Origin of the sequence: Brevibacillus sp. M2.1A, from assembly GCF_013284355.2 — a bacterium.
Lineage (GTDB): Bacteria > Bacillota > Bacilli > Brevibacillales > Brevibacillaceae > Brevibacillus.
This window is the reverse complement of sequence record NZ_JABSUY020000001.1, coordinates 2,703,053-2,719,111: the sequence shown is the minus strand read 5'-3', so window position 1 is coordinate 2,719,111 and position 16,059 is coordinate 2,703,053. Positions and strand designations below refer to the sequence as shown.

Annotated in this window: 20 protein-coding genes; 9 read left to right on the top strand and 11 right to left on the bottom strand. The window is 47.5% G+C overall.

Annotation, left to right across the window (positions count from 1 at the left end; translation table 11 throughout):
• Window positions 1-28 precede the first annotated feature (28 nt).
• Window positions 29-400: a L,D-transpeptidase gene (locus HP567_RS13430; protein WP_056491162.1), complete on the top strand. Its 372-nt coding sequence runs from the start codon at window positions 29-31 to the stop codon at window positions 398-400.
• Between the two features lie 49 nt (window positions 401-449).
• On the opposite strand, the gene HP567_RS13425 is transcribed toward HP567_RS13430, so the two are convergent.
• The 4 genes from HP567_RS13425 to HP567_RS13410 form a co-directional block, all read right to left on the bottom strand.
• Window positions 450-671, bottom strand: a complete 222-nt coding sequence (locus tag HP567_RS13425; protein WP_056490961.1) for a hypothetical protein — start codon at window positions 669-671, stop codon at window positions 450-452.
• Window positions 672-761: 90 nt separating this feature from the next.
• Window positions 762-2,678 carry an ABC transporter ATP-binding protein gene (locus HP567_RS13420; protein ID WP_173611523.1) on the bottom strand — a complete coding sequence of 639 codons (1,917 nt, stop codon included), beginning with the start codon at window positions 2,676-2,678 and terminating at the stop codon, window positions 762-764.
• A 264-nt stretch (window positions 2,679-2,942) separates the two neighbouring features.
• Complete coding sequence (locus HP567_RS13415; protein ID WP_173611645.1) at window positions 2,943-3,665, bottom strand: NAD-dependent deacylase; 723 nt, start codon at window positions 3,663-3,665, stop codon at window positions 2,943-2,945.
• 98 nt (window positions 3,666-3,763) lie between these two features.
• Window positions 3,764-4,519, bottom strand: coding sequence for a cupin domain-containing protein (locus HP567_RS13410; protein WP_173611524.1), 756 nt, complete (start codon window positions 4,517-4,519; stop codon window positions 3,764-3,766).
• Window positions 4,520-4,697: 178 nt separating this feature from the next.
• Here HP567_RS13410 and HP567_RS13405 point away from each other — a divergent pair, with 178 nt between their 5' ends.
• The 6 genes from HP567_RS13405 to HP567_RS13380 all read left to right on the top strand — a co-directional run bounded on the left by HP567_RS13405 (window position 4,698) and on the right by HP567_RS13380 (window position 9,013).
• The gene (locus HP567_RS13405; RefSeq protein ID WP_173611525.1) at window positions 4,698-5,483 is read left to right on the top strand and encodes a metallophosphoesterase family protein; all 786 of its coding nucleotides are present in this window, start codon (window positions 4,698-4,700) and stop codon (window positions 5,481-5,483) included.
• A gap of 168 nt (window positions 5,484-5,651) precedes the next feature.
• Window positions 5,652-6,080: a disulfide oxidoreductase gene (locus HP567_RS13400; RefSeq protein ID WP_047072664.1), complete on the top strand. Its 429-nt coding sequence runs from the start codon at window positions 5,652-5,654 to the stop codon at window positions 6,078-6,080.
• A gap of 3 nt (window positions 6,081-6,083) precedes the next feature.
• Window positions 6,084-6,554, top strand: a complete 471-nt coding sequence (locus HP567_RS13395) for a thioredoxin family protein (protein WP_173611526.1) — start codon at window positions 6,084-6,086, stop codon at window positions 6,552-6,554.
• 173 nt (window positions 6,555-6,727) lie between these two features.
• Window positions 6,728-7,597, top strand: coding sequence for a cytochrome c oxidase assembly factor CtaG (ctaG, locus tag HP567_RS13390; RefSeq protein WP_173611527.1), 870 nt, complete (start codon window positions 6,728-6,730; stop codon window positions 7,595-7,597).
• 33 nt (window positions 7,598-7,630) lie between these two features.
• Window positions 7,631-8,245 carry an SCO family protein gene (locus tag HP567_RS13385; RefSeq protein ID WP_173611528.1) on the top strand — a complete coding sequence of 205 codons (615 nt, stop codon included), beginning with the start codon at window positions 7,631-7,633 and terminating at the stop codon, window positions 8,243-8,245.
• Window positions 8,246-8,251: 6 nt separating this feature from the next.
• Window positions 8,252-9,013: a FixH family protein gene (locus HP567_RS13380; protein WP_173611529.1), complete on the top strand. Its 762-nt coding sequence runs from the start codon at window positions 8,252-8,254 to the stop codon at window positions 9,011-9,013.
• Between the two features lie 59 nt (window positions 9,014-9,072).
• Here the strand turns inward: HP567_RS13380 and HP567_RS13375 are convergent, their stop codons facing one another.
• Together HP567_RS13375 and HP567_RS13370 are read right to left on the bottom strand one after the other, a co-directional pair.
• Window positions 9,073-9,423: a transporter gene (locus HP567_RS13375; RefSeq protein WP_173611530.1), complete on the bottom strand. Its 351-nt coding sequence runs from the start codon at window positions 9,421-9,423 to the stop codon at window positions 9,073-9,075.
• A gap of 134 nt (window positions 9,424-9,557) precedes the next feature.
• Window positions 9,558-10,616: a UDP-N-acetylmuramoyl-tripeptide--D-alanyl-D-alanine ligase gene (locus tag HP567_RS13370; RefSeq protein ID WP_229088211.1), complete on the bottom strand. Its 1,059-nt coding sequence runs from the start codon at window positions 10,614-10,616 to the stop codon at window positions 9,558-9,560.
• 262 nt (window positions 10,617-10,878) lie between these two features.
• Between HP567_RS13370 and HP567_RS13365 the strand changes: the two genes are divergently transcribed.
• Window positions 10,879-11,946, top strand: a complete 1,068-nt coding sequence (locus tag HP567_RS13365; RefSeq protein WP_229088012.1) for a CapA family protein — start codon at window positions 10,879-10,881, stop codon at window positions 11,944-11,946.
• Between the two features lie 150 nt (window positions 11,947-12,096).
• Window positions 12,097-13,065: a GNAT family N-acetyltransferase gene (locus HP567_RS13360; RefSeq protein ID WP_173611533.1), complete on the top strand. Its 969-nt coding sequence runs from the start codon at window positions 12,097-12,099 to the stop codon at window positions 13,063-13,065.
• Between the two features lie 65 nt (window positions 13,066-13,130).
• Here the strand turns inward: HP567_RS13360 and HP567_RS13355 are convergent, their stop codons facing one another.
• From HP567_RS13355 to HP567_RS13335, 5 genes are all read right to left on the bottom strand, one after another.
• Complete coding sequence (locus HP567_RS13355; RefSeq protein WP_173611534.1) at window positions 13,131-13,634, bottom strand: CarD family transcriptional regulator; 504 nt, start codon at window positions 13,632-13,634, stop codon at window positions 13,131-13,133.
• Window positions 13,635-13,736: 102 nt separating this feature from the next.
• Complete coding sequence (locus HP567_RS13350; RefSeq protein WP_173611535.1) at window positions 13,737-14,204, bottom strand: DMT family transporter; 468 nt, start codon at window positions 14,202-14,204, stop codon at window positions 13,737-13,739.
• Window positions 14,205-14,225: 21 nt separating this feature from the next.
• Window positions 14,226-14,924 carry a Crp/Fnr family transcriptional regulator gene (locus tag HP567_RS13345; RefSeq protein WP_173611536.1) on the bottom strand — a complete coding sequence of 233 codons (699 nt, stop codon included), beginning with the start codon at window positions 14,922-14,924 and terminating at the stop codon, window positions 14,226-14,228.
• A gap of 23 nt (window positions 14,925-14,947) precedes the next feature.
• A complete protein-coding gene (locus HP567_RS13340) occupies window positions 14,948-15,373 on the bottom strand; it encodes a DMT family transporter (RefSeq protein WP_173611537.1) in 426 nt (141 codons plus the stop codon).
• 135 nt (window positions 15,374-15,508) lie between these two features.
• Entirely contained in the window at window positions 15,509-16,003 is a 495-nt protein-coding gene (locus tag HP567_RS13335) for a DUF1648 domain-containing protein (RefSeq protein WP_173611538.1), read from the bottom strand.
• Between the last annotated feature and the right edge of the window lie 56 nt (window positions 16,004-16,059).

The following is a 16,059-nucleotide window of genomic DNA, read 5'->3' as shown; positions in this document are numbered from 1 at the left end:
CGGCATTTCGTATCGTTTGTGCTGGGAGGTGAAGAAGCTGCCGTCCTACAACATCCGCATCTCGATTGCGAGGTTACGTCTCGATCTATTCGATGGGAACCAACTCATCCGCTCTTATCCTGTTGCCTTGGGCAAAATTGCCACATCGACACCACGAGGGGATTTTACCATCATCAACAAAGTCCCCTATCCGAACTCCTATCCAGGAGGTCCTTTAAGTGTATTCGGCACCATCTGGATGGGACTGAGCAAGCCACACTACGGCATTCACGGCACGAACAATCCTTCCTCTATCGGCAAGTATGTATCTCACGGCTGTATTCGCATGTACAATGAGGACGTGAATGCTCTGGCAAAAATCGTGCCCATTGGTACGCCCGTTCGAATCAGACAGCAATAAACATAAACATGAAAAGACCCGCCTCTTTTTTATCCAAGGCGGGTCTTCTTTACATAAGATGAGTCTTTTTCGTTCTATCTGCTTCCGTTTCATCCGATTCCAAGTATACAAGAAATCTTCTCGCTTGCTTGTACATGATCGATAACGTCATTTCCCTGATCTTGTTCATGATCACTTCTTTATCCTCTGGATGCATTTCGGAAGAGAGCTGATGTTCTTGCAGCTCTAGGTAAGACATAACCCATTCCGGGTCTAACTTATAGGCAGGCAACGACAGCGACTCCTCTACTCTAGTAATCTACTCTAGTCTACAGGTGGATGCGTCGCATTCCCAGCCCTCAATTACTGGCTACGTCACTAATTATTTCCCTTGCTCCAATTCCTCTACCAGTGCAGATAATTCCGCCCAACGCTCAATGGTGGCTTCGAGCTCTGCCGCCACTTGCTGTTCTTCTGCGTAGAGCTTTTCAATTTTGCCGTAATCGCTGCCTGACGCTGCAATCTCTTGCTTCAGCTTGACGCTGCGCTCTTCCAAAGCCGCGATCTTGCCTTCAATCGCATCCCATTCCTTCTGATCCTTGTAAGACAGTTTGCGTGTGCGGTTGTTGCCGCGATTAGCCCCGCTGTTGCTTTCCGCCTTTTCTGCCTGTTGATCCGCTTCTTGCACCTGTGTTGCTTTTTCCTGGCGTCTTTCTTCCAGGTACTCGGAGTAGTTGCCGTAGTAGTGACGGATGTTTCCTTGCCCCTCAAAAGCAAACAAATGGTTTACGGTACGATCAAGGAAATACCGGTCATGCGATACCGTGATGACTGCGCCAGGGAACTGCTCGAGATAATCCTCCAAAATACTGAGCGTTTGAATATCCAAATCATTCGTAGGCTCATCTAAAAACAGCACATTTGGCTCTCCCATGAGCGTACGAAGCAGATACAGACGTCTCCGCTCTCCCCCAGACAGACGGGAAATCGGTGTCCATTGCATATGCGGCGAGAATAGGAACCGCTCCAGCATTTGCGAGGCCGTGATCGACTCTCCGTTGCTCGTCTGAATAACCTCTGCGGCTTCCTTTACATATTCGATGACGCGCAGCTTTTCGTCCATCTCGACGTTATCCTGCGTGTAGTAGGCGATTTTAACGGTCGTCCCAATTTCCAATGAACCGCTATCCGGTTGAATTCTTCCTGCAAGCATGTTCAAGAGCGTCGTTTTTCCGCTTCCGTTTGGCCCGATAATCCCCACTCGATCACCCGGCAGGACAATGTAGCTGAAATCGTTGATCAGTTTTCGCTCACCGTAGGCTTTATGGATGTTTGTAAGCTCGATCACCTTTTTGCCGAGACGGCTGGCCCCGAGTGCCATCTCCATCTTGCCAGCAGGTCCATCTACGACTTTATCTCGCAACTCCTCAGCCCGTTGCACACGTGCCTTTTGTTTAGTCGTCCGTGCTTTTGCACCGCGACGCAGCCATGCCAGCTCGCGTCGAAGCAAATTTTGCCGCTTGCTCTCTACAGCCGCTTCGTTTTCTTCACGATCCGCCTTTTTCTCCAGGAACATCGCGTAGTTGCCTTCATAGCTGTAGAGTTTGCCGCGATCCAGCTCAAACGTGCGGTTCGTCACGCGATCCAGGAAGTAACGATCATGGGTGACGAGCAGCAAAGCGCCCTTGTAGCGGGACAAATACTCTTCCAGCCACTCGACTGTCTCATTGTCAATATGGTTCGTAGGCTCATCCAAAATGAGCAGGTCTGCTGGTTGGATCAAAGCACGTGCCATTGCTACCCGCTTTTTTTGTCCACCTGAGAGCTCTCCTACCTTTTGCGAAAAATTGTGTAGGCCAAGCTTGGTCAGGATCATTTTGGCTTGCGTGTTGCTCTCCCACGCATCAGCCGCATCCATCCTGTTTTGAACAGCAAACAATCGCGCCTGCTTTTTCTCGTCGTCAGGCGATTCCTGAACAGCCTCTAGCGCTGTTTCATAATCACGCAAAAGCTGAATGAGCGGAGAATCACCGTAAAATACTTGTTCCAGTACCGTGGAGTTTTCGTCAAAATCGGGATTTTGCGGCAAATACTCCACGTGAAAATGATTCGCGTGAACAATTTTCCCGCTATCCGCTGTATCCAAGCCCGCCACGATTTTTAAGAGCGAGGATTTTCCCGTCCCATTTACCCCGATCAGACCAATGCGCTCTTGCTCTGCAATATGGAAGGAAATGTTATCGAACAATACTTTTTCTCCATAGCCTTTGGAGAGGTTTTCTACTGATAATATTTGCATGAACGTCACCTGTACTTTTCTATTTGCTTATCGAGAAGCCATATGAATCTTACACTCGATGGTATCATGTTTTTCGCGCAAGCTCTAGGGTGATTCAACTGGATGGAGCAAATATTGGAATAGTATCTCATTAATGGTAAAATATTGAATAGTAAGTAATATTGGCGCATGTACAAAAATAAAATAGGAAGCGTCACCAGCAATCAGGCAGGTCAACCGGCCCAAACAGAAGAGGCGTACTCTTTCCATCGAGCACGCCTGCTTTTATTCTCCTAACGACTGTCCTATTCTTTGCAGTACGTCGCCGATCCGCTCCTTTTGGATGACCTCATCTGCCCACGCATCCAATGGGGTTGGTTCCTGATTGACAATGACCAGTTTGGCTCCTCTTTCTTTTGCATGCTGCGGAAACCAATTGGCTGGACTCACAGTAAGTGAAGAGCCTAATACGATGAACAAATCGGCTTGTTCCGTCCACGAGATGGCCTGATCGACTTGCGATTGCGGCAATGATTCGCCAAACAGGACAACACCTGGACGCAAAAATCCTCCGCATGCGCAAATCGTCCCTTGATCCTCCAGATAACGTGTATGGGCATACTCGGTCCCACAGGCTAGACAGCGGATTTTCGCAAGAGAGCCATGGAGTTCGGCTACAGCCAAGCTTCCCGCCTCTTGATGAAAGCCATCTACATTTTGTGTAATGATCCCATGAACCAATCCACGACGCTCCCACTCTGCTAACCATTCGTGTCCGGCGTGTGGCTTGCAAGACAACAGTCCTTGAATGCGCATCTGATAAAACTCTACAAATGCTTCCCGATTTTCCATCATCGCGCGTGTACTCGCGAGTTGCATCGGATCTTTGCCGCGCCATAGTCCAGACTGCGAGCGAAAATCAGGCAAGCCACTCTCCGTCGACATGCCTGCTCCGGTGAATACAACGGTAAAGGAAGATGTCCGCAACCAGTATGCCAGATGATCCATCATGGTCTCCCCTTCTTCTTTGAAAATGTACTTCTCCTGATTGTAATAGAAGAATGCCGGATTTGGGAGACCTGCCCATCAGGATACGATCTTTCACTTCAATAGGATGGATAAATGGGTTGTGGCGGATATCCGGTATGGTAAGTGTCCGTACCATATTGCAAATAACCAGTCGGCTGTTGATAGACTGGGTGTTGTCCATACCCACCCTGCTGCACATAGTTGGCATCGTAATAACCGTAACTATCAGGCAACTGACTCGAATAGCCATAGTACGGGTACTGGCTTGAAGCAGCTCGATCTGGCATCTGCCCCTGTTGCTGACATCCTGCTGGCGGGCCAATCACAACTGTTTTGGTAATAGGCGCAAATGTTTCTTTTACCTTTGCTTCGTCTAAACAATACGTATGTGCCCACACACTCGCAGGAGTCAGACGCAAAATATCGGAGCCAAAGATCACCTCAGGAACAGGCGCATCAAAAATAGCCAGTAGATGCGTATCGTCTGTCAAAGCCATTTCATAATGCCACCAGCCCTGCGGGATATTGGCAACTTGTCTCGGTTTAACATGGTAGTTGAGCAATTGATTCGTAAAAGGATTAATCAGGGACACAATGGCCTCACCAGCGATGCAATACACCAGCTCAGCCGCATTTTGATGAATATGTGGCTCGACAACATTTCCGGTTGTCAGGAAAATATCCAGCAGCGAGCTGTTTCCCAATGTATTTAATTGTGCAATCCCTAAGGCATCGATAAAATTCCGATCGTCCTTTTTAAAAAACAGATTATTTCTCATATCGTACGTGAACTGAGTATTCGGCGATGTATAGTCTCGATAGGAAGTAGCCATCTGTCGTTTGATCCTCCCACCGTATGGGTATTTGATTCATTCTGCATCTCTATTCCCATTCACAAAAGATGTGCACCCATTTATACGCCGGAGAAAGAGACACACCCTTTCACCCTCTACTTTGCACAAACATATCCTACTAAAAGGCATAACGGGTTATCGAGGAGGGTGATTTTGTTTGGCTACTTATTTGGTCTCGGACATACATGGTCAGAATCAGGCTTTTCAAAAGGCGCTGCGGGACGTTTCCTTCTCCCCCCAAGCTGGTGATCGTCTGTTCGTATTGGGGGACATGATCGATCGAGGACCTGAATCAAAGGAAGTATTGCTCGATTTACTCGCTCTTCGGCAGGCGTATCCGAACCAAGTCTATCTCTTAAAAGGCAACCACGAGCAAATGCTTGCAGATTGGCTATCCGGCAACGGCAATCCGGAGTTATACCTGCGCTACAACGGCGGCGATGCCACCATTCGATCTTTCTTAGGAAATCACCCGCTTCGGCGAGCTTTTCTTAATCGGATGCCTTCTTTGGAGGAGCAAGAAGAAGCCCGGCAATTCATCCTTTCTCGCTATCCAACAATTTTGCCAGCCTTGTCGTCTCTTCCTTTGTATATTGAGCTGCCAGCCGATCCGCGAACAGGAGCTCCAGCCGCACTTTTGGTACACGCAGGCATTCGACCCGGCATCCCCTTGCAGGAACAAAATCCGCAAGATTTACTATGGATTCGCGAGCCTTTCTACCTTTATTATGATGGAGACCTCCCTGTCATCTTTGGCCATACCCCTGTTCCAGGATTGCCTCAATACGCAGGCAACGGTCCTTGGCGCAGAGACAATATGATCGGCATTGATGGTGGCGCGGGATACTGGCGAGGTGTCATGCTCGTCGAATGGCCTTCTCTTCAAACCATGTTCGTACCGATTCGGGATAGGCAATCCTCTCCACAAGTACGGGTCTACTGATCATGCTCGGGAAACTGGGAGCTTTCGCACTGGTTCCTACCTGCTGCAAGCGCATCGGGTAGTGCATCCAGTCTGGTGCAGGAGACAAGCCCATTCGTTCAATAAATTATTACTTTTTATAATCTACTTTCGATTTGTAATATGTTAAGATATGGACGAGGTGTTTATATGAAACGTCAGCAAATCGTGGAACAAGCCATGTTTGCCGCATGGGGAGTCTCCCTCATCGCAACAGGAGGCAGTTTGTTTTTTTCAGAGGTGTTAAAGTACATACCGTGTGACCTGTGTTGGTACCAGCGAATCTTGATGTACCCGCTCGTCATCTTGCTCGGGGTTGCCTCCGCGAAGAAAGATGACAAGATCGCGTCGTACGCCTTGATTCTCTCCATTATCGGAGGACTCACATCGCTGTATCATTACTCGATTCAAAAAATACCTGCCCTGCAAGATCTGGGCAGCGCTTGCGGCATTGTGCCATGCAACACGGACTATATTAACTGGCTAGGATTTATCACGATTCCGTTCCTTGCTCTCATTGCCTTCACCTTGATCAGCATCCTGCTTGTCATCGTAATGAAAAATGCAAAGGAGAAATGATTCATGAAGAAAGTCATCTTTCTATCCATCCTTGTGGCTGCGCTCCTGATCGGTGCGATCGTGTACGCTGACATTTCGAACCGTCAGCTCGCGGAAGGAAACCCATACGGCAAAGCCAATTTGAACCCGGCTACTATCGAACAATTGAGTGACCCTCTGTACGATAATCTCATTATGCCTGACGAGCTCAAAGCCAAGCTCGATAATCAGGAAGACATGTTTGTATACTTCTACAGTCCACTCTGCGTGCACTGCAAAGCAACTACGCCTGTCTTGGTGCCGATTGTCAAAAGCCTGGATATCGACATGAAAAAGCACAACCTGCTCGAATTCAATGCCAGCTACCAGGATTATCAGATCGAGTTTACCCCGACCCTCGTTCATTACAAGGGCGGCAAGGAAGTAGCTCGACTCGTCGGTGGACGCGAAGCAAGCGAATGGAAAGCTTGGTTGGAAGAACAGAAAAAATCATAACGATAGCAGCCTCCCTTGATTTGCGGGAGGCTCTTTTCATATTGGACATACGTGACAAATATGTGAAGAATTCCGTTCCCGTGGAAGAAATAGCCCGAACGAGTCATTAGGCTTTTCCAGTTATTTGCCTATAATGAGTACTGGGGATAATCCTTGAAAACGGAGGTAATCGCATGACCCTCACTTATTTCACTGAAACCTTTGGCTTTCGGGCGACATGGAATCCAGAGCTGATTCTTTTGACTTTCTTAATCGGTCTGGCTTATTTTTCACTAACCGGACCATTACGCCAAACTTTTCAAGACTCCACACCTGTCACACGCAAGCAAAAGACTTTTTTCACGCTCGGCTTACTTGGTTTTTACTTTAGTATGGGGAGTCCCTTGAACGTAGCCGGGCATTTTTTGTTTAGTGCCCATATGTTGCAGCAATCGTTGCTTTATCTTGTCATGCCCTTGCTGCTCTTGGCAGGGACCCCGTCATGGTTGATCCGTTCCCTGTTTTATCGCCGGGGGCTCAAGCTTTTCATGCGCATAGCGAGTCACCCGATACCTGCTATTCTCATGTTTAATGCCCTGTTCTCGTTTTACCATATGCCTGTTATTTTAGACCTGGCAATGAACAACCTGGCCCTGCATAATTTGATTCATTTACTGCTTTTGGTGACTGCAATTTTGATGTGGATGCCTGTTGTCGCACCGATACCGGAAATTCACCGTCTGTCGGAACTGCAAAAGCTTGCCTACATTTTTGCGAACGGCGTTTTGATTACGCCTGCATGCGCACTGATTATTTTTTCAGCAACACCTTTGTATGCAACATATGTAGACGGTCCTTCCATGCTCTGCGCTCCATTCTTTTCCACGCCGATCGATAAATCGATGTTTGCCGTTCCACTGCTCCCTCTGGACGATCAACGGCTGGGTGGAATCGTGATGAAGCTCATGCAGGAGCTGACGTACGGAGTCGTCCTGGCTTACATTTTCTCTACCTGGTATCGAAAAGAAAAGAATCAGGAAGAGGACGGCCTCATAACGCCATAGCCAAAAGAATCAGAAAGGAGGCGTTACACACACGTGAATATCGCCCCTGCTACCGCTATCCGAATCAGACGGTTGCTCTTGTTGTTACCCGTCCTTGTCCTTGTTGCTCTTGTCGCTTCTTGGGTTTGGTTCGGGCCCAAAAACGCCCAGGCGAAATTGCCTGATGATGTGACTCTGCAAACTATCGATGGACAATCCTATTCGCTAGCACCGCAAAAGAAAACATTTCGCTTGGTGGAGCTGATTTATACCCGTTGCCCGGATATTTGTCCCACGACAACGGTAAAAATGGTTCAACTGCAAAAGCGTTTGCTCGAAGCAAACCTGATGGGGCAAGACGTTGAGTTTTTGACCATCACGATTGATCCGCAAAACGACACCCCTGATGTCATGCGCTACTATGCCAAGCAGTTGGGGATTCAAGAACAAGGCTGGACCTTGCTTCGGGGTGATGACGAAACGATCAAAACGGTTACAAATTCGCTCGGCTTTTTTGCCAATAAGATGGATGATGGGTTTATCTCTCATACATCGAGTACGTATCTCGTGGATGATAACAATACCGTCATTCAAAAATTTGGCATGGGCGACGACTTCGATCCCGAACAAATTTATCAGGAATTGTTGAAATTGAAAAAGGAGGGGTAATCCAACATGAAACGTACGATGATTTTGCTCTTATCCATGCTTATGCTCCTTTTGGCCGCTTGTGGAAAAGAAAACGAGCAACAAGCTTTTCAACCCGGAGCTCCCGTTAAGGCTGCCTTTACATTGGAACCAAAGGAGCTCGTAGCGGGCGACACAGTTACCTTCTCCGTTAAAGTCACACAAGATGGCCAACCCGTGGATGATGCCAAGGAAGTAAAATTCGAATGGTGGAAAGATGGGCAAGAAAAGCATGAAACGATCCCGGCTTCTCTGCAAGGAGACGGTGTCTACACGGCCCAACAAACCATTAGTGAGCCAGGCTCTTATTTTGTCTACTACCATGTAACAGCACGAGATTTCCACAACATGCAGAAGACCCCGTTTACCGTAAACAGCAAGACTGGGGCGACGCCATCTTCCCCTCAAGCTGACGCAGGTCAGTCACACGATCATGGGGCGGCAGGTCACGCGAATGTTGAGACCGTTGATTATCATTTCTCTCCAGCCGACAATATTCAAGTCGCAACACCATCTGCTCTCACTGTTCATCTGATGAAAGACAACAAAGCGTTGGACAAAGCGACAGTCAAATTCGAGTTCTGGCTGGGAAATGCCGAGAAGCACAGCTTTGTTGATGCAACGGAAACTGCGGCAGGCCAGTATGAAGCCAGCGCACAATTCCCTGCTGCCGGGGATTATACAGTGAAGGTCCATGTGGAAAAAGGAGACATTCATGATCACAAGGATTTCTCACTCTCCATAAAATAAGTCCTCCAAAATAAAAAGGCCATCCTCTCAGGGAATGGCCTTTTTGCTCGTGAATGGAATTAACATGTAAAATAAGCGATTCGATCCAAGTCTGTCCCGTAATACTCCCATCGATACCCTCTCCAGCGATAGCCGGTTACAGAGTGACGACTGACATAGACGGGGTAAAACCAAAAAGAACGACCATTTCGCAACCACACGTACGTGTAACGATATAAACAGGGATAGAATCCGCCAGCATCAATCCGGCGTGTTCCGCCATAGCCTCTTGCTCCCGGTGCACTTGGCGTCCTGCTCGGTGGAGGACCTGGTGGTGGAGGGGGAAATCCTCCCGGTGATCCGGGGGAACCAGGGGAGCCTGGAAAACCTGGAGAACCATCTCGGCCGCCAGGGGGAAATTGATATGACATGACGTGTCACCTCCTACTAGTCTCCCTATAGGAAATGCAGCAAACGCACAGATGGTATGTGCGTTTGCCCGCCGTCATTCACCTATTTTTTCCGCAATAGCCTGTTTATAAATCCGCAGGCGTCCCCACTCTTTTTATCTTTTTCCAGTGCTTTGATTGGCAGTTACCCTGCACAAAAATTGTACAGTCTCTCCCATTTTCAACCGATTTGATCCTTTTACGAGAAAGGCTGTATTTGGCTGCAGCTGTTTTGCTAGACGCCGATGCAGGCCTGCCTTACTTAAGCAATGCCTCACCCGATTTGCCGGAAATCCGGAGCGAATCGCTGCTCTTGCAATATACCTGGCACTACTTCCCAGCGTATACAAGTAGTCTACATTTTTTTGACTCAAATATTTCCCGACATCCTCGTGACCTTTCACATCGTATTTGCCCATTTCCAGCATACTGGCGAGAACGGCGATCTTTGTGGTATGCCCGACTTGACTTAACACATCAATCGCTGCCTTGGCCGCATCCGGATTCGAGCTAAAGGTATCATCCAGCACCTGAATGTTATTCGCGAGCCGATAGCTGGTAAGGCGTTTTCGCTGTCCGCGAAACTGACTCAACCCGCGACGAATGTCATCGACGGGAATCCCCATCGTATGTGCAACTGCGATAGCAGCCAATGCGTTGTATAAATTATGCTCGCCAGGAATAGGAACAAAAAATGACTCCTTTTCTCCACGCAAAGAACATTCGAATCGAAACCCATTGCCTTCTATTTTCGTTCGCCCCGCCTTATAGTCCGCCTCCTGCTCCTTGCCAAATGTCACGATTTTTCCCGTGAACGACCCTAGGTAAGGCTGTTGAATAAACTCGCGAGAATAAGGACAATCCCAATTCAGAAAAATGGTTCCCGTGGGTTTCATATGGCGAATTAACTCCGTTTTTGCTAATGCCAGCCGTCTGGCATCTCCGCCAAAATTTCCGATATGAGCCGTGCCAATATTCGTGATGACTCCCATCGACGGCTGGATGATTTTGCAGTGCTGTCGCAAATGACCGCTTCGATAAATTCCATACTCAAGCACAACGGCCTTGTGCTCGTCCCGAATTCTTTTGGTATGCGCTCTTGTATTTCCCAGGAAGTTCTTGTTGTACATCGATTTATATGTGGGCATGCGCAGATTCAGGATGGTGTAGATCATTTCTTTTGTCGTGGTCTTCCCTGCGCTTCCCGTCACAGCAATAACTGGCTTGTCGAGAATCAGCGTCTTTACAGGTGCTACAGCTCTTCTCTTCTTTTTCACGGGTATCACCCCTTTGCCTCGTTCTTCTTCTCTCGATCAGCTTTCCTATTGTATGAACGACATAGACAGCCTGTATAGACCATTATCTATGAAAACGTTCCGCTACTATCCAAATCAGACGGACGACTTCTGGAATAGAGTAGGAGGGGAGGTGAAGCGCATGAAAAAGAAGGCCACCATCGCCGCTGTAGGCGACATCCTGATGTGGAAAGAGCAGGTGGCAACTGCCAGACTGCCTGGTACAGATCAATTCACTTTTACAGATATGTTTCACCCCGTGACACCGATTCTCTCAGCGGCAGATCTCACAATAGGCAATTTAGAAACCACTTTTTCCGGGAAAACACAGCCCTATCAAATCGGTTCGGCACGAACCGGTTACCCTCGCTTCAACTGTCCAGATGAATTGGCTCGGGACTTGAAAGCATCTGGATTTGACGTATTGACTACAGTGAATAATCACTGTCTGGATGGCGGAGTAACCGGACTATGCCGAACCCTTGATGTTTTGGATCGATACAAGCTTGCCCATACCGGAACCTATCGAAGCCTTGAGGAGGCAAATACCTACCTGATCAAGGAGGTAAACGGCATTCGCATCGCCCTGCTTGCTTACACCTACGGGACAAACAAGCAGGTGATCCCCGCTCATACACCATGGATCGTCCGACTGCTTCATCTTGACACAATATTATCCGACCTGAGAAAAGTTCGTCCTCACGTCGATGTTGTGATCATCTCCCTTCATTTTGGGATTGAATTCCGCTATACTCCAACGACTCGCCAGCGTCAGCTCGTACAAAGCCTGCTCGACAACGGTGCTGATGTCATCCTCGGGGCTCACCCACATGTTCTGCAGCCTGTCGTCACCCCGAGTATCATGACTCCTCACGGGACAAAGAGACAAACACTAGTCGCGTATTCTTTGGGCAATTTTACATCAGAGAAAATGCTCTCGTTTGATCAATCCCAGTGCGGAGCAATCCTGCGATTTACCGTCGAAAAAGATGAGAGGAATCAGGTTTCACTCGAGCAAATTTCGGTCATTCCGACGTTTTCGCAACGGTATGTAAGTCAAGGACGTGTATGCTTTCGCGTCATCCCCATGCGTTCCTACCTGAAAAGCCCTGATCTGTATGTGCGCCCCCTGCAGAGAAAAAAGCTCCAGTTGCTATGGAGTCGCGCCACCCGCATCATAGGTAGGGCGCGGGGCGTATTGATTGAATAACAACAGGAGCAAACGAGGGAGCCGGCAGGATGCTCCCTACCCTTCCTCTTTTCTACATAGGCGACGATTGACGATTGACAGAACATTTTGGTAAAATCCACTTGTAACTAACCATTTCACTTTAGATGGTTACAAAGGAGAGATGACTGCTTGACCACCGTTCGCCGTATCCACCCGGAGGATTTACCTGCATTTCTAGCCTTCCCGGATCACCCTGCATCCGTGCGGGATGATATCGCTGCTTACCTCGATAAAATGTTCGCACAAGGAGCCATGCGTCAGGACTGGTGCTTCGTTCTGGAGGTACAAGGTGAGATCGCTGGTCGTCTTGCTTTCTGGACATTGCCTGGCAGTAAGCAAGCGACTGATTTGGTATTGTGGGAGCTTCCATGGAAAGAGACAGAATGCCCTTCGCTCGCAGCTCATTTCTTACGCGAAGTCTTCACACTCATGGCAGGAAACCTCACGGAGAAAATCGGCTATGTTCTGGATTCACCTTCCTCCTCTCCCCAATGGCAAACGGATCACCAAGAGCAAAGAAATGTTCTGGACGCGCTTGGCTTTCGGATTAGCCGGGAAACAAACCGATTCGAATGGCATGCTCCGATTGAGGCAACTGCTATACCGTCAAACAAAACGCATGATCCGATTGTGTACCGCACTCTTCCTGAGGTTGGCGAGGCTGCATTTGTGGATGCCATCTTGCGTGTCTCGCAATTCACCCATGATCAACAAATAACAGAGGAGCGCTTGAAAAAAGGCCCTCGAGCCCAGGCACAGGAGATGTTCCAAGATTTGCAACAAATGAAATACGAGCCGGAATGGTGGCAACTTGCCTATACGGCAAAAAATGAGCTCATTGGATTTTTGATGCCTACGGTCAGCCCTACCTTTGCTACGATTGGATACATCGGTGTTCTCCCCGAGCAAAGAGGACACGGTTATATTGATCAATTGCTGAAACAGGCCACAGACGTTCTTGTACAAGCTGGCGAAACTTACATCCGCGCGGATACCGATATAAAAAACACGCCAATGGCCAAAGCCTTTTTACGTGCTGGATACCACCAGTTTGCCAGTCGCCAAGAATTTACCCTGGATCGTGGCCTGTTGCTCTGACGGATATACAAAAAAGGGGGGCGATTGCAATAACAATCACTCCCCTTACTTCCCTTGTATGGCATTTATGGGACAATCTCAGACATTTCTTCTGGGCAAATAGCTTGCTTTAGCATTTCTGTTGCCTGTTCCGTATCTACGTCTTTTACCAGTTCAATCTCACTAATGAAGAGCTGCTGCGCATTATCCAGCATCACTTTGTCACTCGTTCCCAATACTTTTTCTTTACTCATTCCAAACAAATCGCGGATGACCTCAGATTGCTCGTAAATATCGCCACTCTTCATTTTTTCTGTATGAAGCTTGTAGCGCTGCGCTGCATTCAAGGCGGTGTCGCGTTGCCCCTCTCGTATGGCGGCCAAAACATTCTCGAGAATGTTGGCTTCGACCACCTTTCGAATACCCAGAGCGGACATCTTTTCAACCGGGACCATGATGTTTAACTCTTTCAGCATCATGTTGAGCACATAATAGAGGTGTTTTTCACCCAGAAACTCTTTCTCCTCCATCGCCTCGATTACGCCTGCCCCGTGCATCGGATAAAAAACCTTGTCTCCAACTTGAAACATACGTCCACCTCCTTCAAAGCAATCTATATCCATTATAACATAAAAATCGAATTTAAAATTTTTTATTTTAACATGACGTTTAAAATTAAGTCAATAATAAATTTACATCTTACTTATGGAGCGTTTCTGTTGCCATTCGCCACCTAGTTTAAATACAATGACACCCCCGACAATGACCAAAACTCCAAACAATTGCGTAAATGTCATCGGCACTTGAACCAACCCTAGCCAGCCGATTGAATCCGACCACAAAGCAAAACCGAGCTGGGCAGTGAGAACAATAGAAATAGCATACGTTGAGCCAAGCAGTCTCATTCCTTGTACCAGGCAAAAGACCACCCCAACGCCGATCATGCCACTGAACCAGTACCACGTCTGCATAGCTCGAAACGAAAACAACTGATCGCCTTCAAAAATAAGACCCATCGTCAAAGACGACAGAAATCCCATCCCAAGCACGAGAGTCGTCGTAGACCACGTTCCTGCCTGTTCACTTACTTTCCTGTTGAAAATATTTTGCAGGCTGACCAACAAGCCAGCCAGTAACGCGAAGAATAGCCCGACTACCATGATTTTGACACTCCTGTCTCCTTATTCGTTCGGAGTCTCGCTCGCCATTTTAGCTAAACCTTCCCTATCCTTGATCAGAAGGAATCCATTGGCACGCTCAATCAGTCCCTCCTTGCAGAACTGTTGAATGACCCGATTCAAATGTCTGTAGCTCGTTCCAATCATATTCGCTGCATCCAAGAGATTGCTTGTACGGATCTGCTCTTTGTTGGCAGGATTCCACTCCTCTATCGAAACGGACAACAAATAACGAGCGAAACGTACTTCTACTGGGTACAGAAGGTTGATGCTTAATGTATTGGACTTCACACAAAATTTATTCGTAATGATTTGCAGTAAAAATTGCAGGAGTGGAGCGTAGTCTGTCCCGTATTTTTTCAACCAGCGATAATGAATCCCGATCATCTGAACAGACGAGGCCGCTTCAACCGAATTAAGATAAGAAATCCCTCTGACATACTCAATATCTCCGATCACTTCAAGCGGCTTTTTAAAAGAAAGGATCAGTGTTTTTCCTTCAGGGGAAGTCGTAAAAATCTTTACTTTGCCCTTCACCAAAACATACAGGTGACAGGTCGCTTCACCCTGGGCACAAATGAGCTCTCCTTGATCAAATTGGTACAAGGACAAATGCGGCAGAAAAGGCTCATGAAAGACAGTCGCTAACTGATGGTCATGGAGATATTGTTGCAAAAGCTCACGATTTTCGATTTCCTTCATCCCTCTGTTTCATCCTCTCGCTATCAGACCCTCAGAATCAGCACACCCAGAATCATCATCCCGATCCCGATAAAATGCGGCAGCCTCATCTTTTGTTGATCGACACCAAACCACCCATTGCTATCAATGAGAAAAGTCAGACTTAACTGCGCAATCAAGAGAGCTGAAATCGTCATGGTTACCCCGATATGCTGGATAGCCGTAACATTGCTAAAAATGATAAACGCAGCGAATGCCCCACCTGTCAAATATAACGGTTTCACTCGCCTGTATGCCTGCCATTTTCCGTCTCGAAAAAACAACAGGAGTACTAAAGCCGTGAGGAAGCCCGTTAACTGCGTAAGTGTCGCGGTCTGCCAAGTACCAATATCTTGACTGATTCTTGCGTTCGCTACACCTTGCAAGGTAATGAAAACACCGCCCAAAATAGCAAAAATAATTCCTTTCATCCTCTCACCTCACACTAATCTGTTCCTAATTAAAAAGGATGGCAAGGTAGATAGGGAAGGACATATGTCCTCATCATTTTCGTTTCAAACCAAGAAGAGGCCCTTTCCGTTAGAAGGCCCCCTCGCTCATGCTTCTCATTGAATCTTTTTTTGTTTCACGATTCCTATTACAAGCAGAACGATCATCCCAATGATGGTGATCGGCAGAAACCACTTCCCAAAGCCGCCTCCCCATCCTTGAGCAATAGAAACTGACTCCAACAGGATTACGGAAAAAATGATTAAGCAACTATTTTTTATTTGGTTCACGATTTTTCGACTGTGCAAATAAAACTGCTCGGCATTCGATTCAGAGAAGCGTGCCGGATAGTTATGGAGCTCTGGATGTTTTTCGAGTACCTTCATGAGGAAAACAATAAAGACGCCAATCCCGGGTAAAAGAAGCAGTTCCCATTTTGAGCCCCAGCGATCTACTTCCCCCAAAGCATTATAATGGGCAGGCACCTCGTCAGGAAGCTTATTCCATACAATGACTAAAAAGAATAGTGATCCTACGAAAAATAAACAACCAACTACATCCCATAGCCATTCGCTGCCTGTCTTTGGTATATTTTTGATTGGTCTCTTCATTTTCTCCCCCCTTACCGCTGCTCCTCCTACAAGTATTTTACCATTTATGTCCATTT